The organism is Pseudomonas sp. COR18 (assembly GCF_048568395.1).
GTDB classification, from domain to species: domain Bacteria; phylum Pseudomonadota; class Gammaproteobacteria; order Pseudomonadales; family Pseudomonadaceae; genus Aquipseudomonas; species Aquipseudomonas fuscovaginae_B.
The window spans coordinates 6,550,596-6,571,383 of the sequence record NZ_CP183808.1 but is presented as its reverse complement, the minus strand read 5'-3'; the positions used below and the strand labels follow the sequence as shown (position 1 = coordinate 6,571,383).

The 20,788-nt window shown below is 67.3% G+C and carries 9 protein-coding genes; 3 read left to right on the top strand and 6 right to left on the bottom strand.

The genetic code is table 11. From position 1 onward, the window contains the following. Positions 1 to 13: 13 nt before the first annotated feature. Positions 14 to 2,752, top strand: coding sequence for a cystathionine beta-lyase (gene metC / locus ACM62G_RS29395; RefSeq protein ID WP_419736261.1), 2,739 nt, complete (start codon positions 14 to 16; stop codon positions 2,750 to 2,752). Between the two features lie 129 nt (positions 2,753 to 2,881). Here metC and rarD read toward each other — a convergent pair whose 3' ends face one another. Continuing rightward, on the bottom strand, positions 2,882 to 3,766 hold the full coding sequence (gene rarD / locus ACM62G_RS29390) for an EamA family transporter RarD (RefSeq protein ID WP_419736260.1): 885 nt from the start codon (positions 3,764 to 3,766) through the stop codon (positions 2,882 to 2,884). Positions 3,767 to 3,947: 181 nt separating this feature from the next. Then, on the bottom strand, positions 3,948 to 4,898 hold the full coding sequence (locus ACM62G_RS29385; RefSeq protein WP_419736259.1) for a class I SAM-dependent methyltransferase: 951 nt from the start codon (positions 4,896 to 4,898) through the stop codon (positions 3,948 to 3,950). A 232-nt stretch (positions 4,899 to 5,130) separates the two neighbouring features. Between ACM62G_RS29385 and ACM62G_RS29380 the strand changes: the two genes are divergently transcribed. Both ACM62G_RS29380 and ACM62G_RS29375 read left to right on the top strand, forming a co-directional pair. Beyond that, entirely contained in the window at positions 5,131 to 6,006 is an 876-nt protein-coding gene (locus ACM62G_RS29380) for a DNA/RNA non-specific endonuclease (protein WP_273824080.1), read from the top strand. A 317-nt stretch (positions 6,007 to 6,323) separates the two neighbouring features. Then, positions 6,324 to 6,665, top strand: coding sequence for a hypothetical protein (locus tag ACM62G_RS29375; protein ID WP_054058292.1), 342 nt, complete (start codon positions 6,324 to 6,326; stop codon positions 6,663 to 6,665). Between the two features lie 52 nt (positions 6,666 to 6,717). On the opposite strand, the gene ACM62G_RS29370 is transcribed toward ACM62G_RS29375, so the two are convergent. From ACM62G_RS29370 to ACM62G_RS29355, 4 genes are all read right to left on the bottom strand, one after another. Next, entirely contained in the window at positions 6,718 to 11,784 is a 5,067-nt protein-coding gene (locus tag ACM62G_RS29370; protein ID WP_419736258.1) for a dermonecrotic toxin domain-containing protein, read from the bottom strand. Positions 11,785 to 11,880: 96 nt separating this feature from the next. Next, complete coding sequence (locus tag ACM62G_RS29365) at positions 11,881 to 15,498, bottom strand: hypothetical protein (RefSeq protein ID WP_419736257.1); 3,618 nt, start codon at positions 15,496 to 15,498, stop codon at positions 11,881 to 11,883. 17 nt (positions 15,499 to 15,515) lie between these two features. Next, positions 15,516 to 16,451: a hypothetical protein gene (locus ACM62G_RS29360; RefSeq protein ID WP_419736256.1), complete on the bottom strand. Its 936-nt coding sequence runs from the start codon at positions 16,449 to 16,451 to the stop codon at positions 15,516 to 15,518. Beyond that, positions 16,438 to 20,694: a dermonecrotic toxin domain-containing protein gene (locus ACM62G_RS29355; RefSeq protein ID WP_419736255.1), complete on the bottom strand. Its 4,257-nt coding sequence runs from the start codon at positions 20,692 to 20,694 to the stop codon at positions 16,438 to 16,440. Before ACM62G_RS29355 ends, ACM62G_RS29360 begins: the two co-directional genes overlap by 14 nt. Positions 20,695 to 20,788 lie beyond the last annotated feature (94 nt).

The following is a 20,788-nucleotide window of genomic DNA, read 5'->3' as shown; positions in this document are numbered from 1 at the left end:
AGACGAGGCTTTCGTGAGCACAACCATTACCCCGGCACAGTTGCAGACGTGGCTGTTCGATGGCCGGGAAATCGCCCTGTTCGACCTCCGCGAACACGGCCAGTACGGCGAGGCGCACCTGTTCCATGGCGTGCACCTGCCCTATAGCCGCCTGGAACTGGAAGCTCGGCGCCTGGCGCCGAACCCGGCGGTGCGCCTGGTGATCTACGACCAGGACGGCGGCGAGCTGTCGTTGCGCGCGGCCCGGCGCCTGGCCGACCTCGGCTACCGCCAGGTGCATCGCCTCGAAGGCGGCGCCGATGGCTGGCAGGCTGCCGGCCTGCAACTGTTCGCCGGTGTCCACGTGCCGTCCAAGGCCTTTGGCGAACGGGTGGAAGAGGCCTGCCATACGCCCCATCTCAGCGCCGGCGAACTGGCGGCCTGGCAGGCCGAGGGCAAGCCGCTGGTGCTGCTCGACGGCCGGCCGTTCGACGAATACCGCAAGATGACCATCCCCGGTTCCATCTGCTGCCCCAACGGCGAGCTGGGCTACCGCCTGCACGACCTGGTGCCGGACGAGTCGACGCCGGTGGTGGTCAACTGCGCCGGCCGCACCCGCAGCATCATCGGCGCGCAGACGCTGATCAACCTGGGGGTGAAGAACCCGGTCTACGCCCTGGAAAACGGCACCCAGGGCTGGTACCTGGCCGACCTGCCACTGGAACATGGCAGCACCCGGCGCTACCGCGACGAGCAGGCGCCGGCTGGCGTCGAGCAACAGCGCGCCGCCGCCCGGCAACTGGCGCAGCGTGCCGGCGTGCCGAGCGTCAGCGCCGCCGAGGTCGCAGCCTGGGCCGCCAGCGCCGCGGGCAGCCTGTTTCTCTGCGATGTGCGCAGTGCCGAGGAATTCGCCCGTGGCAGCCTGCCCGGCGCACAGCACACGCCCGGCGGCCAACTGATCCAGGCCACCGACCTGTACATCGGCGTGCGCCAGGCGCGGCTGGTGCTGTTCGACGACGATGGTGTGCGGGCGCCGATCGTTGCCAGTTGGCTGCGACAACTGGGGCACAATGCCCAGGTGTTGGCGGAGGGCTTGCACAGCGGCCTGCAACTGCCGGTGACGACGCTGCCGTCGTTGCCCGAGCTGCCGCGGATCGAGCCCGAGGTGCTGGTGCGTGAGTGGGCCGAACGGCGGGTGGCGCTGATCGACCTGCGGCCGAGCATGAGCTTTCGCAAAAACCATGTGGCCGGTTCGCAGTGGTCCATCCGCCCGTTGCTGGCCGCCGAGCTGGCCGGGGAAGGGCGGCCACTGGTGCTGATCGCCGACGACCCGGCGGTGGCGCGCCTGGCACTGCTGGAACTGCCGGCGGCGCAACAGGCCGCTGCCCGATTGCTGGCGGGCGATCTCGCCCGTTGGCAGGCGGCCGACCTGCCGCTGGTGAGCGACGCGGCCGCATTGCCTGATGAGCGTTGCATCGACTTTCTGTTCTTCACCCACGACCGACATTCCGGCAACAAGGACGCGGCGCGCCAGTATCTGGCCTGGGAGACCGGCCTGCTGGGGCAGATGACCGCGGCCGAAATCGCCAGCCTGAAGCCGCTGAAACCGGCGGCTGCCAGCGCTGTGCGCACCCGCCTGGTCCACGCGGCCCGTACTGCGGCGGGCAGCGGGGCACGGGCGGTGAACGTGCCGGTGACGCGCCTGAGCACGGTGCTGTTCGACAACGTCGCGCAGATGCGTGATGCCCGCCGTCGGCGCGACCATGAACAGGTGCTGAGCTACGGCGCCCGTGGCAACCCCACGGCCTTCGCCCTGGAAGACCTGGTGAGCGAACTGGAAGGCGGCTACCGCACGCGGCTGTTCGGCACCGGGCTGGCGGCGGTGGCGCAGACCCTGCTGGCCTACCTGCGGCCGGGCGATCATGTGCTGATCACCGACGGCGTATACGGGCCGGTGCGCACACTGGCGAAAGAGTTTCTCGGGCCGTTCGGCATCGAGGTCGAGTACTTTACGGCCGATGGCCAGGACCTCGCCGCGCGGCTGCGGGCCAACACGCGGCTGGTCTACTGCGAGGTGCCTGGTTCCTTGCTGTACGAACTGGCCGACCTGCCGGCGATCGTCGCCCTGTGCAAGCCGCGCAATATCCTGGTGGCGGTGGACAACACCTGGGGCTCGGCCTACCAGTACCGGCCGCTGGCGCTCGGTGCGGACATCTCGATCATGGCCCTGACCAAGTACCTGGCCGGCCACAGCGACGTGGTCATGGGCAGCGTTTGCACCACCCAGGCGGCCTGGCCGGCGCTGGCGCGCATGAGCGACAGCTTCGGCAACACGGTCAGCCCGGACGACGCCTACCTGGTGCTGCGCGGTGCGCGGACCCTGGCGGCGCGGCTGGAGGTGCACCAGCGCCAGGCCCTGGAAATTGCCCAGTGGCTCAAGGCGCAGCCGCAGGTGCGGCGGGTGTTCCATCCGGCGTTGCCGGAGCATCCGGGGCATGCGCTGTGGCGGCGGGATTTCAGTGGCAGCAATGGGTTGTTGTCATTCGAGTTCGCCGAAGCCGACAGGCGCCAGGCCGAGGCGTTCATCGATGCCTTGCAACTGTTCGGGCTGGGGGCATCGTGGGGCGGTTACGAGAGCCTGGTGACCCTGGCCGACCTGGGCGATCGGCAGTTCCCGGTGGCGGCGAGCCATCCGGTGATTCGCCTGCATATCGGCTTGGAGGCGGTGGAGTCATTGATCGAGGATCTGCAGCGCGGGTTTGCGGCCCTCTGAGCCAGGCAGGCTGGGGCGGCAGTCGTCCAGGCGAAGGCGGCGGGTATCAATCCGCCGCCTCTCGGACTGAATGGCAACAGCCCGTGCCGCAAGACCCTCCGCTCTCCCATCGGTGGACACGATCAGGGGCTACTGGGCCCGGCGCTGCCTCAGCAGGCGCTTGACCCCTTCGAGCACCAGTACCGCCACCGCCAGCCAGATCGGGATGTAGGTCAGCCATTCGCCCGGGGCGATGCTTTCGCCCAGCAGCAGGGCGACGAACACCAGCAACACCGGTTCGACATAACCGAGCAGGCCGAACAGGCCGAACGGCAGCTTGCGGCTGGCCAGCAGGTAGCAGATCAGCGCCGCGGTGCTGATCAGCCCCAGCCCGGGGATCAGCGCATACAGCGCCGGGCGCTGGTCGACCACGGCGAAGCCCTGCTCCCCGCTGTGCACGAACCACCAGGACACCGGCAGCAGCAGCGCCATGTCGAACCACAGGCCGCCGAGGTTGTCGGTGCCGGTGCGCCGGCGCAGCACGAAGTACACCGGATAGCCGCCAGCGACCACCAGGGTGGTCCAGGACACCCGGCCCACCTGGTACAGCTCGTTGAGCACGCCGCCGAGGGCGAGCAGGGCGGCGAGCAGTTGCAGCCGCGACAGCCGTTCGCCGTAGACGATGCGCCCGGTCAGCACCATGGTCAGCGGCAGCAGGAAGTAGCCCAGGGACACGTTCAGGCTGTGGCCGTTGAGCGGCGCCCAGAGGAAAATCCACAACTGCACGCCGAGCAGCGCCGAGGAGGCCATCAGCGTGAGCAGCAGCGCCGGCTGCCGGGCGATGCGCGCGACGAGAGTCGGCACCAGTTTCCAGTCGCCGGAAATCAGCATGAATACGGTCATGCAGGGCACGGTCAGCAGCATGCGCCAACCGAAGATGTCCTCGCCGTTGAGCGGCGACAGCAGGGACGTGTAGAAATACATGACGGCGAACAGGCAGGACGCCGATACCGATAAAACGATGCCTCTGGACACAACAGCCTCGCGGGTGGGCAGATAGGTTAATGAGCGTTCCCACGCGGAGCGTGGGAACGATCGGTCAGTCAGGTAGTTGAATATAGGTTTCTTGTTGGTCGACAGCTTGCCGATTCACGACATGTGACGCAAACCGCCTGGGCGTATCGGGCGAACGGGCCAGCCGGCTCGCCCCGGATGTTCAGGCCAGGCCGGGATGTAGCCGGAACACCAGGGCCTTCAGGCCACAATCGGCATCGCTGTCGGGAAACTCCGGCGGATTCTCCAGCCGTTGTTCGAAGCGCAGGCCCGGTGCCTCGCGGGTCACGCCCTCGATGAGGAAGTCCGGACCCAGCGACGGGTCGTTCATGCAGGCCAGCACCGTACCGCCTTCGGCCAGCAGTTCCGGCAGGCGGCGCAGTACCCGCTGGTAGTCCTTGGTCAGCAGAAAGCTGCCTTTCTGGAACGACGGCGGGTCGATGATCACCAGGTCGTAGGGGCCGCCATTGATCACCTTGCCCCAGGACTTGAACAGGTCATGGCCGAGAAACGCCACCTTGCCCAGGTCGTGGCCGTTCAGGCGATGGTTGTCGCGACCGCGGCTCAGCGCCGCGCGGGACATGTCCAGGTTGACCACGCGCTCGGCGCCACCCTCGATGGCCGCCACCGAGAAACCGCAGGTGTAGGCGAACAGGTTGAGCACCCGCTTGCCACCGGCCTGGGCGCGGACCCAGTCGCGGCCGTAGCGCATGTCGAGGAACAGGCCGTTGTTCTGCTTCTTGCCGAGGTCGACCCGGTACTTGAGGCCGCCTTCGGTCAGGGTCCACTCGTCGATGGGCTCGCCCAGCAGCCATTCGGCCGGGCTCAGCGGCAGGTAGCGGTGCTGCAGCAACAGGGTATGGGCGCCACTGGCCTGCCAGGCCGGCGAGCGGTCCAGTTCGCCGAGCATGGTTTTGAGCGCGTCCAGTTGCGCGGCCTCCGGCTCGCGGAACAGCGAGACCATCAGCACGCCCTGCAGCCAGTCCACGGTCAGTTGCTCCAGCCCCGGCCAGCAACGGCCACGGCCATGGAACAGCCTGCGGGTCTCCGTGGGCGGGTTCGCCAGGGCGTCGAGCAGGTGGGCATGGAGGGTGGACAGGGCTTGCGGATTCATCGGGCTAACGTCGGCAGTCGGAAAGGGCCGGGCAGTTTAACGCCATGGCGGCGGAAAATCGTCGGGTTTTCCGGGTTAAGTACTGTCAGTCTGCCAGCTTTTCGCCGATTCCTACGCTCGTTGCAGGATTTTCTTGTCCTTTGCCGGCAGTGGATGGTAGAAGCCTCGCCGAGCCCCGACCTAGAGGGCTTTGCAGGATTTTTTTCGACCCTCCCGAGTAAAGAAGCGACGCATGAAACCAGGCAAGTTAGCAGTCGGTTTGTCAGCCCTTTTGTTGTTTACCAGCGGCGCGGTGCAGGCGCGCAGTGTGCTGGATTTTCTCGACGCGCCCGCGGCACACGAAAAGTCGGGGCACCGCGCAGGCTCCATCAGCCAGAGCGCGGCCCTCGACCTGTATTCCAGCCAGGAGCGCCAGGCCTCGTTCGACGGTTGCGCGCAACTGTTCCCGAACGCGCGGCCGATCAACCTCGGCAGCGTACCGGCGAGCATGAAACCGATGGCGCTGTGTTCCGACACCTTCGCGGTGCTCTACTCGCAGACCAGCAAGACCCCGCTGGTGGTGGTCGAGCGCCTGAACGCCGCGCAGCTCAAGGACGCCAAGGGCGAGGAACGCACCAACCAGTTCTACCCCGACCCGCGCATTCCCAAGGGCGGCCGCGCCGAGCTGAGCGACTACCGCGCCCAGCAGCCGGCGGTGGACCGCGGGCACCAGGCGCCGGCGGCCGATGCGCCGACGCCGAATGCCATGGCCCAATCCTTCGCCCTGTCGAACATGGTGCCGCAGGACCCGACCAACAACCGCAAGATCTGGAGCAAGGTCGAGGCCGACGTGCGCAAGTTCGCCCAGCGTGCGGGCGGCAACGTCTATGTGTTCACCGGCCCGCTGTTCGACGAAGGCCATGGCACGGTCGGCGACAACAATGTCTGGGTGCCGACGCGGCTGTTCAAGCTGGTCTATGACAGCGCTTCGGGCCGCGCCTGGGCCTACGTGCTGCCGAACGCCGAAACCCGTATCGAACGGCCGATGGACTACGCGACCTTCGTGAAAACCACTGGCTTGCGGCTGCTGGACAGCCTGCCGGTGTCGGGGTCGCTGGCCAAGGGCTGATCTCTGTAAGAAACAACCTTCAACACAATCCAATATGTCCCACGACAATCAGGCGTGGGACACTATGGTGTGCGCCAAGGTGCCGGGAATACAGTCCGTGGGTCGCTGCAAATTCAGCGACGCGGGTTTTGCAGCCCGGATACGGAGGCGCACAGCGCCGCGAAAGCGGCTTTTTCATGCTCGTGTCATGGCGAGCTGTGCGCAGGAGGCTTCGGCCTGCCGGCTCCTCTGTCCGGTCTGCAAACCTGTGTACAGCTTGCCACCCATCGTTTTGCAGCGTGAGTGACAAGCTCTTTTCCTACAGAGGGCTTTACGCAATGACTAAGAAACTCACCCCCGATCCCCCGTCAGAACACGACGCCGACGACTCACTCGACCCCCTCACCGTCACCCGCGCCAAACCCGTCACCGCCGAGTCCCCCGGCAAACCGTCGCTGTTCGCCATCCAGCCGGGCGTCAATGCCTATGACGCGCTGACCCACGTTTCGCGCCTGCTCGAATCGGCGCAGCTCAATGGCGACGAACTCAGCCTGCACACCGACCCCTTCGAACGCTCGCTGTTCTGGAGCCTGCTGCACTCGGTGGAAATGGCACGGGCGGTGGTGGATTCGCTGCTCGAAGGCGACCGGGCGTCCGGCCAGCGCTTGCCGGCCGGCTGATTCGCGGCGCCTGGGCTTCTGGCCATGATCGGCCAGAAGCCACCGTTCAGCTTCAGGCCGACGGCTGCGGATGTGGCCACACCACGTCATCGGAGAAGATCGAGCTGTTGGGCGGTGCCGTCACCACCTGCCCGCCGGACACCGCGACCTGGTCGATCAGGTCGTCGTACACGGTCTGGTTCTCGACGCCGTCCCAGGTGTCGTGCTCGATGCCGGCGGCCTGTTCGCCCGCCGCCTCGTTGATCGCGTGCACATTGGCGGCGCGGGTCTGGCTGGAATTGACCAGCCAGACCCGGTCGGCACTCAGCCCCAGCGTCGGCACGGAGATTTCGCCTTCGATGTCGTCGTTGGGAAACAGCCCCTGGGGACCGGCGCTGTTGAAGAACTCGTTCTCCTGGCCGGGGACCACCTCGATGCCCCGGGTGTCGATCATGTACAGGAACGCCACGCTCTGGCGCAGCCGCCGCGGGCTGTAGCCGCGCTCGCGGTTCCACGGCTCATCGCTGTCGGCGTCCGAGCCGCTTTCCACCTGGCTGTCGGCGTCGCCCTCGGTCTGCATGTCCGAGTCGGAATCGCGGCCGCCCGGGTAACGGTCGAACTGGCTGTTGTAGCGCAATTGACCTTCACCCGGGCCGCCCCCCAGGCCATAACTTTTGGCATCGTCGAGGCTGAAACTGGCGCTCAGGGCCTCCTCGGTGGTCGCGCGTTCCTCGCCGGGTGTCTCGCGGGCCAGCATTGTGTTGTCGCGGGCCAGTTCGAACGGGGTGCGGTCGTCGCTGCGGAACATCGCCGGGATGTCCGTGCGGTACAGGCAATTGCGGATATTGCGCTGGTAGCCGATCTTGAGCAGGAAGGCGTCGAGAAAATCCCGGGTGTAGTAGTCGGGGAAATCCCGGTCGAGTTCGAGCTTGGCGAGCTCGAAGTTACGCAGATGGCGGATCTGCGGGACCACCTCGGCCTGCAACAGGTCGAAGCGTTGCAGGTTGCCGGCGTCCTGCATCTGCATCTTGTGCCTTTCGGCCCAGTCGGGGATCCGGCCGGTGTCCTGCAGGGCCTTTTTCAGCAGCGGCCACTGGCTGGGCAGCAGGTTGTAGCCCTTGAGCAGCTCGGCGCGCTCCGGGGTGGTCTTTTCCGGGAACGCCCACTTGAGGTCGCGCAGCAGCCGGGTCCGGGCGCGCTCGCGCGAACCCGGATACTCCCAGGCGGGGCTCTTGCCGGTGAGGGCGGCCTGGTTGCGGAACGCGTCGGCGGCCGTGCCCTGCAGCCGGTAGTGCTGCCAGATTTCGCCGTCGGTCCAGGACGGCAGCTGCCTGGGGGAAACCAGCTGGCCGGTGGCATCGAAGCGGCCCGGCGGTGGGGTGACCGGAGCCCAGCTGCCGTCCTCGTGCTTGAAGGCATACAGCGTGTCGCTGCCAGCCTTGAAGCGGTAGTAACCCTGGCTGTCGGGGCCGAGCGCGGTCGCGTAGTTGTCCAGCAGCCGCAGGTAGCGGATGCCCGGCAACTGCCGAAACGCCGGGGCCAAATGCGCCAGCAGGTGGCTGGAGGCGTCGATGCGTTCCAGCTTGGCGAAGTGGCCGAGGAAATCCGTCAGCGTCGACCAGTCCTCCAGCTCCAGGTGTTCCAGGTGCAGCGCAGTGACCTGGTCGAAACTGGCCGGGAGCACCGGCAGGCGGCCCAGGTTGCCCTTGAGCTTGAGCAGGCCGATGGCGCCGGGCTCCATTTCATGGCGCCAGCAGCGGAGGATCCCGGCCATGGCCCGGCCTCTGTTGAACGCCTGGATATAGCTCTGCGGTTCGCGTTGCCAGGCTTGCAGGGTGGTTTCCAGGGCGCGGTATTCGGCTTGCAGAGCCTCCAGCCGGGCCAGGGCCTCGGTCGGGCGCAGGGTGCCCAGGTCGTGCAGGGCCTCCACCTGCTCGACGGACAGGTTCGGGTACAGCTGGCGCGCCAGGCCGTCGCGTCGGCTCAGGCCTTCGCCGCGCCCGCTGAGGGCGTAGCCGACCCGGCCGTCGGCCAGGCGCATCGGCGGGCGAAAGCCCGGCTTCAGCGACGCCAGGGCCAGCAGGCGGGCCAGGTCCTCGCGCGGCAGCGGCGGCAGGGCGCGCAGGGCCTGTTTCAGTTGGGCGCCCTGGCCGACATGGGCAAAGCCCAGCGCGGCGCGTTCGGTATCGGGCAGGGCGTGCAGCACGCTGGCATAGAGGTCGTCCGGGCCGTGCAGCTCCTCGCCGTCGGCGTCATGGGCCAGGTACTGCTCGCCGTCCCTGACCAGCACCTTGCGGATCGGCGCCGTGTCCGGGCCGAGGCTGTCGAGCAGCGGGCCGCCAAAGAAGCGGTCGCGGATTTCCAGGCGCACCTGGCTCGACCAGCCCGGCAGCTTGCGCAGCATGCTCAGGACGATACGGTAGGCCTCGGCCTGGCTGGCCGAGTCGAGGTACAGCAATTCGTGCTGACGCGCCAGGCGCACGTTGCGCAGGTAGTGGCGGGCTTCCCGGCCCAGGCGCGCCGGCAGGCGCCCGCTGATCAGTCGTTGGCGTTCCAGAGCATCGGCGCCCCGGGCCAGCTCTGCGGCGATCGGGTCCGGCAGGCCGGGGAAGTGCTGCTTGAGCACCCCGGTGCCCGGTTCGCCACGGCTGCCGGCGGTGCGGTAGCGGTAGTGCGACTCGAACAGGTCGGCGCGCCGCTTCACCGCATCTCCGGCCAGGCGCCGGCGCAGGGACGCGACCCGGGCCGGGAGGCTGGTGGTGGCCTGGCCGAATTCCTCGCGTAGCAGGCTGCGGATCTCGCCCTCGTCGAGCTTGCCCAGCACTTGCTGGAGCAGGCCGTCGGCGTCCAGGTCCGGCCAGCGCACGTCGATCCGCGGGACCTGGGCGTCGACGCTCGCCGGGTACTCCTGAATCGTCCGGCCCGCGGCGTTGAACAGCCTGAGCACCTTGGTACGCGGCCAGACCGGGTCGGTGGTCAGCAGTTGCAGTTCCATGTGCAGTTCATCGAGGCTGCCACTGGATACACCGCCGTTCTGCAGGCGTTGCACCAGGCGGCCGAGGTCGCGGTCGAGGGCGAAGCGGGTCACGCTGTCGCTGAGCAGGGCCGGTGGCCGCTCGACGTTCTGGTGGGTGGCGCGCAGCACATCGCTGTCGACGCCGCTGATGTGCTGGAGGCGGCGGGCGGTCGCGGCGTCGAGGCTGGCGGCATCGGCGCCCAGCCGCTGGAACAGGCGCTCGTCGCTCCAGCCCAGGGGCTGCTCGAGTTCGTGTTGCCAGGCGCCGGCGCCGTTGCTGCGAAATTCGGGGGCATAGGGGTTGAGCAGTTCGGCGGCCTGGCTGTGGCGGGCGCGATAATAGCCCGGCCCGATGGCGTCCAGGCGGTGGTAGTGGCTTTCCAACTGCAGGTAGGCCCCGTCCGCCGCTTCGTGCAGGCCCAGTTCATTGGCTTGGCTGCGGGCTGGCAGGTTCGGCTGGTGCCGGTAGGGGGCGAGGTCGGGCTTCCACAGCCGCGAGACGCCTTCACGGACACTCACCGGGATCAGTCCGTCGACGAAGGCCGAGGTGTCGACATGGGGCAGCACCACGCCGGCGGTGCCGATGAGAGCCAGGTTCACCGCCACGCCGAGCAGGTGGGCCCAGGCCTGGCGGGTGTCGCCGGCTTCCCAGGCTTCGATGCCCGAGTACACCTCGTGGAGCAGGCGGGTGCCCATGGCCAGCAGCATCACCTGGCCGAGTCCGGGGACGAACACCAGCAGGTTGAGCAGGTCCATGGCCGCATCGACGAAGCCCAGGAAGCGGGCGATGCGCGCCTCGCGATCCTCGTCGTCGGTGGGCACGGCCAGGGTGCGGGCATCGCCGAGCAGGCGGCCGATCTTCAGTTCGCACTGGTCCTTGAGCGCCGTCTGCAGGGACGGACGGGTACCGACCCGCAGCGACTGCTCGACCAGGTCCAGCCCGACGTGCCGTGCGGGGTCGACGGTGTAGTCGTCCCACAGCGCGTGGCGGTCGGTGGGGTCCAGGCGCTTTTTCAGGGCGATGAAGAACGCCGCCTGTTCACGTACCGGCACGAACTGGGCAAAGAAGCGCCGGTAGCGGGCCTGGTGCAGGCGCGTGCGCAAGGCGACCATGAAGTCGGCGCTGGAGTCGTAGTGGCGCACGGGATGCTGGTCGTCGCCGGGGATGTAGACCACGCAGCGCCGCGGTGACGGGCCGGACTCGGGGCGCAGGAAGAGGATGTCGCTCAGGTCGACACCGAGCATGCGCAGGCAGCCGGGGTTCACGGCATGATCGCCCAGGCGGATATCGGTGCGGCCGGCCAGCCACTGCCGGAGCATCTGGTAGGCGTCGTCCGGGATGTGCGCCTGCATCCGCGCCAGGTGGACAGCCTCGGCCAGTTGGTTGTGCAGGTGCGTGGTCCAGGTCTGGCGCACCAGGGCCTTTTGCGCGGCTTCTTCGGGGTTGAGCACCGCGGTGAGATGCGTCTGGTAGCGTTGCCCCAGGTCGAGGGTGCGGCACAGCGTGGCGAAGCGCTCCGGCGCCAGGGGCAGGGTACGGTCCTTGTCGTAGGCGCCGATCCGCACGTTGGCGGTGCTGTGGTCGTGGGTGATGAACTCGTCGCCCTCGTTGGGCGGCTGGGCCGCTTCGCCGGCGGTGAAGTTGTGCAGGGCGGCCTCCAGCAGCGAGACATCCCAGTACCAGGTGCGCCGCTTGGGGTCGCCGGCGGAAAAGTCGAACAGCCCGCCCAGGCTGGAGGGGCGCCGTACGTGCAGGCGGCGCACGAAATAGGTGTTGCGCACGTCCAGGTCCAGGCCGGTTTCCTGCTGGATGGCCGTTTTCAGCAGCGGGGCGGCGAAGGTCTCCAGGGGCGTGATGCGGCCGAGCAGGCTTTCGAGTTGGTGCTGGCTGGTGCAGCGCGCCAGTTGGCTGTTTTCCAGGGCGCTGCGCAGGCTGGCGTCGGCCCGGCTGTACCAGGCCGGGGTGGTGGGGTTGATGTCGAGCAGCGGCTTGAGGCAGGCCGAGCCGGGTTGCGTCAGCGGCGCCGGCAGGCGGCTGGCGATAAAGGCCTGGTGGCGGTTGAGAGCCGGGGCAGGGGAGCCGGCAGCGTGGTCGCTGCCGGTTGTTGCGGTCGTTGCGGTCATGGGAGCGGGCCCGATTGTTGATTCGAAGGGCCAGGGTAGGTGCCCTGCCGCCAGGGCCTGCGGTAACTGTGCATGGCGCCGTCCGGGGGCCGTGCCTCAGATTTCCAGCGGCTCGGTCAAGGCCCCCCGGATGGCCCGCTCCAGATCGCCGAGGGTGGAAAAGGCCCTGTCGCTCACCGCCGACCAATTGGGGTCGCTGTTGACCACGAACAGCTTGCCGGCTTCGCTGACGATAGGGACCCTTTTCGTTTGTGCCTCGTGCAAGGCCCGGTAGAAAACCGCGATCGGCGCGCCTTGCGGGGAGCGTTCGACCTCGTAGCTGGCCGCGGCCAGGGCGGGGGTGGAGACCAGGGTGATATTTTCCGTCGCCAGCGTCTGCCGGAACCCGCCGAACCGCCGTTGCAGGTCCTGCTCGAGCTCATCGAAGCTGGCATAGCGCTTGTCCAGCATATCCGGCCACCATTGCTCCTTGACGTACCACTGGCCCGCGTCCCTGAGGACGGGGGTTCTCTTGAGCTTGAAGAACGACCAGTTGAGGATCGCAACCGGGTCTCCGGTCGCGGAGTTTTCGACCACGTAGTTACGATGCCGCAGGCGTCTCCAGAAACTGGAAGTCCTTTCGACCAGGGTCGAGGCATTTTGCAGTCGTTGCCGCAGTTGTGGCTCGTCCAGGGCCTTGAGGATGTTGATCTTGCGGCTGTTGCTGAACAGGTAGATGGCCGAGCTGGGGGGCGGGAGGGTATCGCTATCGATGCACTGGACGATGAGGCGGAATTTCTCCACGGCAATGCTCTGGTCCTCCAGGCACTCGAGGAAGGTGTCCAGCTTTCTCTGGCTCAAGGGCAGGTGCTGCAGGTCGAATTCGTGGGAGTTGAAGAGAATCTCCGCACGCTCGCGGAGGTCGGGATAACGTTCGTCGATCACCGTCCGCACGGTATCGCGCACCGTGGCCCGCTCGGAAATGAGCAGGCGCAGTTGCCGGGCGGTCAAGCCGTATTTGAACAGGATGCGGCGGGTGTAGCTGGCCAGCCTGAGGCTCTGCCGGTGGCCGACGAGGAAGGTGAGGTCATCGGCACTGCTGGGCGGCACCAGGATCTTGTCGAACAGCGCCCGGGTGCTGGCCTCCTCATCCAGATGCAGCGTCGGATGGGGTGGGCGGGTGAACTGCTGTCTGATTTCATCGAGCATTTCATTCGGCAGCGGGTGGTCGATGTCCTGCAGGGGGAGCCGGGAGGTGTCGTCGCGGACCATGCGGCGGATGGCTTGCCAGTCGGTGTAGCTCTGGGCCGGGCCCCAGAAACCATGGGGATTCGCTTGTTCCCGGGTGTAGATGGCCTTGAATTCGGCCAGTGATTGCTCATGGCTCAGCCAGATTTCCAGGTTGACCACCTCAGCGGCGAAGGCTTGCTGGCGCTGGGTCTTGGAAAGCGCGAACAGCACCGTGTCACTGGCCGCAGACTCGTCCGCGGGGGGGGCGGGGTGCATCTCGATGCCCACCTCGGTTTCGCTGACCGAGGCGTAGCACAGTTTTCCAAGGCAATGCCCGCCCCCCTGGAGCCCGCGCAGCCTTTGCCACCTGCCACTGCCATTGTGCACCTGGAACAGCGGGCTTTCGCTGTGCGGGTCGATGACCGTGCGCTGTTCCGGGCCGAGCAGGCTGCTTCGGCTTTGAAAGACCTGCTCCTTCACCCGGATATACGACTTGCCCGCCAGCTCGAACACCGAGCCGTCATCCTTGACCTGTGCCACCACCGTCGTTTCGGTGACGACCACGGACGGGAGGGCGGGTGGCGGTTGCTGCGTGTCGGGCTCGACGCCGGTTTCCCGGTCCTCGACCGCGGATTCGACCCCGACGAGGTCGAGGGTTTCGGCCTCCAGGCTGAAACGCCACTCGCTGCCCTGTGGGTTCGCCTTCCAGCCGAACCCGGGGCTGCCGGTGTCTTCCAGGGGGGGGGTGCCAGCGACGATCGCCGGCACTTCATGGGCCAACTGCAGGGTCGAGATCAGGATGGCGACACTGCCGCCCAGGCGTTCCTGGGCACTCATGCCGGCAGTGAGCTCATGGACGCCGAACACCAGGTTGCCGATGTTGCCGACCACGGGAATGTAGCCGAAGGTGCTGGCCCAGATCTTTTGCGCCGTGCGCCAGTTGCGCTGGGTACTGCTGAACAGCTGGGTCTGGCTGCGGGCCTGGGCGTTCCTGGCGTTGAGCTGGGTATACAGGCTGGCGATGGTGTCGAAGGGCGCATACTTCAAGCGGTATCCGGCGGTCGCCGACCCTGTGTAGTTGAAGGCCTGCCGCACCGGGAAACTGCCCTGGAACACTGGGCGCTCCAGTTGCGCGGAAGGGTTGTCGATCAGCGTGTCGAGCAGGTTCGGCGCGCTGGGCCAGTGCGCATCCCGGCCGCCCTGGGCGTCGCAGCTGTTGAAGCGTTGCAGCAGCGTGCCCTTGTGGTTTCGGGCCCAGTGCGCGAACGCCGGGTCGCCGTTGATGGCGCTGATGGTGACGTTGCGCAGGTCGAGCATCAGCCCGCGATTGGGGCGGTGGACCTGGTCATACGGCTGGTAGGGAATGAAGGCATAGCCTTCCAGCGGATAACCATAGAGATTGGGAATGATCACCTGCCCGTTGTAATCCAGTGTGCGGATCACGGCTTTCTGCGTGGCGGCGGAGGTTTTCCCGAACAGGACGAGGTCCCGGCGCAGGCTCGCCAGCATGGCCTTGACCTGATACGCATCGGCCTCCCCGGAACGCCTGGCCTGGGCGTCCGTCACGTCGTCGAGGGCGGCCAGCACGTCCTCCTGCCAGTGGTCCCTCAGGCCCTGGCCGAGCGATTCCAGGTCCCTGACCCGCTGCCGGTCCTGTTCCGACCTGAACTGCTCGTACTGGAAGTTCAGCACGCTGCCGCTGTTGTCCGGGGCGTCGTGCTGGTGCAGGCCGGCGGCGATCTCCCAGGCGGCATAGGTGCGCTCGTAGCGGCTGGAGGTGCGTTCCTCGTTGGCGAGGGTGCGGGTGGCGCTGGTGTAGATGATGGGAATCCTTTCCTGGGGATCAAGGCTGGCGGCGAGCAGCCCGGCGCTGATATAGCCCTCGGGCCGGGTGAAGGGCTGATGGGTCATGAAGTGGCTGTTTCTCTGCGCTTCACTGCCTTTTTCCGTGTTGGCCAGGCTGGTACGCACGCGGGTGGCGTAGGCGTCGAGGCGCCGTTCGCGTTCGGCCAGGGTCAGGCCCGGGGTGGGCGGTTGCGCGGTGAGGCTGCCGTGGATGATGTCGGCCTGGACTTGTCGGATATCCGGCGTGAGCCCGATGGGCGTCGACGGGTGCTCCGAGGCGAAGTGCCGTGACAGCAGGGTGACGAAGGCCTGGACCCTGGGGTTGTTCTCGACCCCGGGACTGTCGTCGAGTGCCGAGTGGACAATACTCTGCACCAGCGCCGCAGCCTTCTGGCTGTTCACCTCGCCAGGGCTCAGCCAGGCCCACAACAACTGCGAAGGGCTCAGGTTGGCGAGGCTGTCCTGCGAGAACGTCCGATGGGGCAGCGCCGATTGCAGGAACTTCAGCGTCAGTTCGGCGATGCTGGTGCCATCGGCCTTGAAGGCCGGGCTGGGGAGAAGGTTGTCGCCCGGCGGGAGCTCGATGACGCGGCTCTGAAAGGCCGAGCTGACAGCGGACAGCTCCGCTGCCAGGGTGGTGCTGCGGTTCTCGTGGTTCATGTGGGTGGCTTCGTGGCTCAGGTTGACGGGTTGGAGCTGGGTTCTTCCAGGGGCTGAAACTCCACCGGTCGGCCCAGGTGCGTGATCAGCAGGGCCATGGAGTCGGCGTTGTTGAGAATCACATCGGTGCGCTTGCCCGCGTCGGAGTAAAAGACCCGCCGGGCGCTGTCCAGGTCGCGGGTGCCGGTGAGGCTCAATACCCGCTGCCTGAGGTCGCCTTCCAGGTCGTACCAGCGCAGTTCGTAGTCATCGAGGGTCTTGAACAGCTCGTTGCCCGGTGTGGTGGCGGACAAGGCATTCCGTTGCAGTTCTTCGAGCACCAGGTGGCGAAGCCGTCCATCGGGTGTGCTGGTGTCGATCAGGTCGACGAACGGGCGGCTGGGGTCCAGGTAGGCGAAGTCCAGGGTTTCGAGGGTCATGTGGCTGATTTCGTGCAGCAGCACCGTGGCCATGTGGTGCCCATAGGCGTCGAAGGTGCGCGGGCGTATGGGCAGGTACACCTCCAGGCCTGGCTCGAAGAAGCGTTCGGTCAGGTAGATGTTCCCACCCTTTTCCCGCCTCACGGTAAAGGCCTGGTTGGTGTGCTCCGGCTGCCGTCCCGAGCCGACGATGTAACGGGACGAGTGCTGTGGGTTGAGCGAGGGCTTGAGCAATTCGTCGAGCATGACGCCCATGCGGATCTTGAGTTTGCGGATGATGTCGTTGTCGACCTGGGCAACGCCGAGGAATTCTTCGATGAAGCGGCGACGCTTGGTGTCCAGCCGCTGGCCGTTGAACAGCCGGTCCACGTTGTACAGGGCGTTGTTGAGGTATGCCACGGCTTGGCGATGGGCATGGGCGAGCATGCGGGCGCGGTTGGGATAGAGTTGCCGGATGTCGTGGATGCCGACGGCCTCCACTCGCAGTTCTTCGCGGATCGCCCATTGGCCGATGCAATGATCAAGCATTTTCATGGTGAGCCTCCTTGAGGCAGCGGTCGGCCAGGTCGAATGACCACTGCCCCCGGGAATCCTGGCGCAGCCAGGGGCCCTGGCCGCTGTCGGTGACGATGCGCCAGCGCTGTTGTTCCTGGCGTACCCGGAATACCCGGCCGCCGATCGCCACGAAGGTCTGCCGGCTGGCCGGGTCGGTGTAGAGGTCGCCGGCGCGGTTCGGGGTCATGTGCTGCAGGGCGACGCGCTGGGCCTGCAGGCCCAGGAGCATGGCCTTTTGCCCGGGTGTCAGGCGCTGGTCGCCCCAGGCCTGGCTGGGGAAGGGCGATTCGGCGGGGGCGCTGGCGGGGGGCTGCGCGGCACCGCCGAGGTCGGACTGGACCCAGCCGCGGCGCGCCATCGCCAGCTTGGCCAGGGTCATGGCGAACGCCTCGATGGCCTCGCTCCAGCGACCTTGCCAGGCTTTCTGCCCGGCGTCCCTGAGTTGCGAGAGCGACTGCCAGACCAGCCACGGCAGGCGCAGCCGGCCCAGCAGGTGGGTCGCACCCTGTTGCAGTTCACCCTTGAGCCAGGACAGCGCCTTGTTCCAGAGCGAGCCCCGGCCTGCCAGGTACTGGCAACCGAGCAGGTGCTTGAACAGGCCGGTCATGTCCTGGTACAGCCGATGGAACAGATTGCCGCGCTCGGGGTGGTCGCCGAGCGTCAGGGCGCCCTTGAACGCCTGCTGCGCGTAGTGCGCGTAGCGTGCCAGGGGCAGCCGTTCCAGGACCTGCTGCTGCAGGCTGGTGGAGCGCCCGAGGTCGCCGAGCAGCGCCGCTTCGCTGGGGTATTCCTGGAACACCGGTCGATCGCCCTGGGGGCAGAACAGGACACGCGGGCCCGGCTGGCTGGCGTGCGGACCGATCAGGTAGAACCCGGCCACCGGGTCGGCCGGCGTCTGCGCGCCACTTTGCAGTTGCAGTGGCTTGAGTTCGATGTGCTGCCCATCGAGCGGCAGGCGCGCGACACCGTCCGGCATGGCCAGCAGGTGCTTGATGTAGGCGTGGGCCTTTTCCGAGAGGGTGTTGCGCAGCCGTTGCACGAAGGCGTGCAGCAGGCCCTGCCAGAAGCTGTGCCGGCTGAACGCCGGACGGCGATGGGCGTTGTGCAGCACCTCGGGCGACAGATGCGATTCGAGCAGTGCTGCGTAGTGCTGGCCGATGTCCGCCTCCTGCACCAGGGCCTTGATCCGCTCGTCGGTCAACGTGCCGGGCAGGCTGCCTGCGTCGCTGCTGAGGCTGATCGCGCGCGGCCTGATGTCGTCGACATGGCGCAGGACGAATTCGCTCAACGGTTCGCTGAGCGGCAGCGCCGCCTCGCGCGGAGTCAGCCAGACGGTGATCCGCTGCGGGTCCAGGTAGGCCTGGGGAAAGTCCCGCGCCAGCAGGCTCTTGAGCTTGGTGCGGGCGGTCTCGCGGATATCGGGAATGCCCCGGTGGTAGTCGTCGGTGGTCGCGGCGTCCTGGCGATAGCGGTCGAGCAGGGCGGCCAGGGCGAACTGCTGGCTGTCGCTGGCGCTCCTGAGCCAGGGCGGCAGCGCCAGGTGGGTGGCGCTGTTCTGCGCCGCTTGCAGCGCCCGTTCGAGCATGGGCACGGTGGCGTGGCTGTCCAGGCAGCTTTGCAGGTGCTGGTGCAGGTTGTCACCCTTGTAATCCGAGGTGACGGCATGGTTCAAGTCGGCCAGTGCCTTGTCGATCAGTGAGTTGTAGCGATTGTTCTGCAGGCCGTTGTGGATCAGCTCGAAGCCCAGGCTCGGGTAGGTCCGGCGGTTGCCGCGCTGCGGCGTGGCGATGGGCAAATGCCGGGGCCGTTGCTCTTGCGTGGTGTTTTCCAGCAGGGACAGGCGCTCCACCGGGTCATGCAGACGCCGTTGCAACTCGTTGTCGGCGCTGTGCAGCGAGTCGAAGGCTTCGGCGCCCTGGGCCGGAGTCCAGAGCAGGGTTCTGCCGGAGTGCTCCTGGTCCAGGCCGCCGTGGGCGGTGAGCAGGAAGCAGTTGTGCAGCCTGATCGGCGCGGCTGCGGTGTCGGGTCTGTAGGTGAGGGCGAAGGCGTCCGGGATGAACCCGTGCAGGCCCGGGCGCTCGTCGCGGCGATGGCTGTCGAGCAGGTTGTCGAGCAGGTCCAGGTCGCCGGCGTTGAGGGCGCCGCGCATTTCCTTGAGTTGCACTTCCTGGCGCAAGCCACTGCGGATCGCCTCGTGCAGGGTGCCGGACAGCTCGCCATAGAGCGAGCGTTGCCGGCGCAGGTACTGGCCGAGCAGGTCCGGCAGCAGGGTGGCGACGATCCGGTTGAACGGTTCGATCTCCAGGTTGGTCACCCGTGACCAGCCGCCGTCGGCGGTTTTGCTGAACAGGCCGCTGGTGGTCTGGTCGGGTTCGCCGCTGCCGTCGGTCAGGCGTTCGAGCACATGGTCCACCACGCTCCGCGACGTCAGCGGGGGCAGGCTGGGATCGCCGACCTCGGGCAGTGCCGAGGCGTAGTGGTTGAGGTACAGGTTGTCGGGCGAGAGGTTGTGCAGTTTTGCCTGCTTCAGCGCGCTGGACAGCTCGCCGCGGATGAAGTCCTTGAGTGACGGACGTTTTTGCAGGCCTTCGCTGAGCCGGCTCTTGAGCTGTTCCAGGGTCGCCAACTGGTGCCGGGCGGTCTCCAGGGTTGGCCGTAGGGTCTTGATCAGCGGCTGTGACGCCGGTTTTTCGCTGGGCGACAGGTCCAGCCGATGGCTCCAGCGCGGGCCTTTGGCGAGGGCCGGTAGCCGGGGAGAGATCAGGCCGCGGATATCCAGTGCGCTGTCGAAGGCCGCCGGCAGCACCAGGGCGCCGTCGCTGTCGCGATAGCGCTTGAGCACGTAGCTGACATTGTCCAGCAGCTTGCTGATGACGCGGCTGAACAGCGTATCGAAAATCGACAGGGAACTGGCGACCAGTGCAACCCCGCTGAGGGACGCGCTCTGGAGTTCGGCGCGTTCGCGCAGCGACAGGCCCAGGTGCCAGTCTGGGTCTTGCCCGGGCTGCTGCAGTTGCGTCCTCACCGATTCCAGCAGCGCCGCCTGGCTGTCGAAGGCCTGCAGCCGATCGGCTCCATACAGCAGGTATTCGGCGGAGCGGCGGCCCAGGTTGTGCACCACGAAGGCGTTGGCCAGCGGGTACGAGCCGGCGCTGGACTGGACCATCAGGGTGTACAGCGCCACGGCGCCGAGCCGGGAGCGGTCCAGCGGATAGAGGGCGCTCAGCACCGGGTAGTCGTCGGCGGCGATTTCATTCAGGTCCTGTTCCTGGTGCAGCAGCTCGGCACGAAAACGGCTGCCCAGGGCGTCGACGAACAAGTGCCGGCGCGGCTGGCCGATAGCCAGCGGGGCGTCCCAGAAGGCGTTGAGCCGGCTTTGCAGGTGGCCTGGCAACTGGCTGGCGAGGGTGAGCAGGGTGTTTTCCCAGACCGCGGTGTCCGCTGCCTGCGCGGTGTAGCCGGGGGCGAGGAACTCGTGAACCTGGTCGCCGGGCCACGGGCCGTGGTTGTAGCGCTCCAGCAGGGTCTCGGTCAGGGAGTGGGTCGAGAGGGCGCGCAGCGGCTGCCCGCTGGTCGATTCGGCCGCGCTGGGGGCCGGGTGGCTGATCACCCGCAGGGCTTTCAGGTTGGCCTGGGGAAAGCGCTTGCCCAGGGTGCTGTCGAACAACCGATTGAGCAGGGACTTGAGGCTGGGCAGTTCCAGCAGTTCGTCCTGCAGGTCTTTGAGGGTGATGTCGAGGTAGGTGTTGATGGCCTGGCGCCGGTCATCCAGGACGATGCCCTGGATCGGGCGGGTGATCAGCGCCGGCAGTGGCTCCAGGCCGATGGCGTTGCGGATGTGCAGCGGGACGAAGCGCAGCAGTTCATCGCGCTGGGCCGGGACAGCCAGGCGTTCGCGTACTTTGGCCAGGGCCAGGTCGCGGGAGCCGAAGCGTTCCAGGCCGAATGCCGGGGTGCAGAGGAACACCGCGTGGCCGGCGGCGCCGCTGGCCAGGAAGCTGCCGGCCAGGTCCGCCGTGGTGGCGCCCTGGGCGACGATGAGCAGCTTGTCGACGTACATCGGCTCATCGAGCGCCTCGCGGGCGTCCTGGTTCGCCAGGTACAGGTTGCTCAGCCAATTGCGCTCGGCGCTGTCGATGGACAGCGCCTGTTCTTCGGCGCTGAGGGTGCTGCGCAACTCCGCGGCCTGGGACAGCAGGTAAAAGGGAGGTTGATCGGGCATGTAGGGTACCTTCATGGGGGGAGCGGCCCCGCCGCGCGGGGGCGGGGTGGAGCCGCCGGAATGCCGGCCACGCTACCGCGACCGGCGCGGGCGG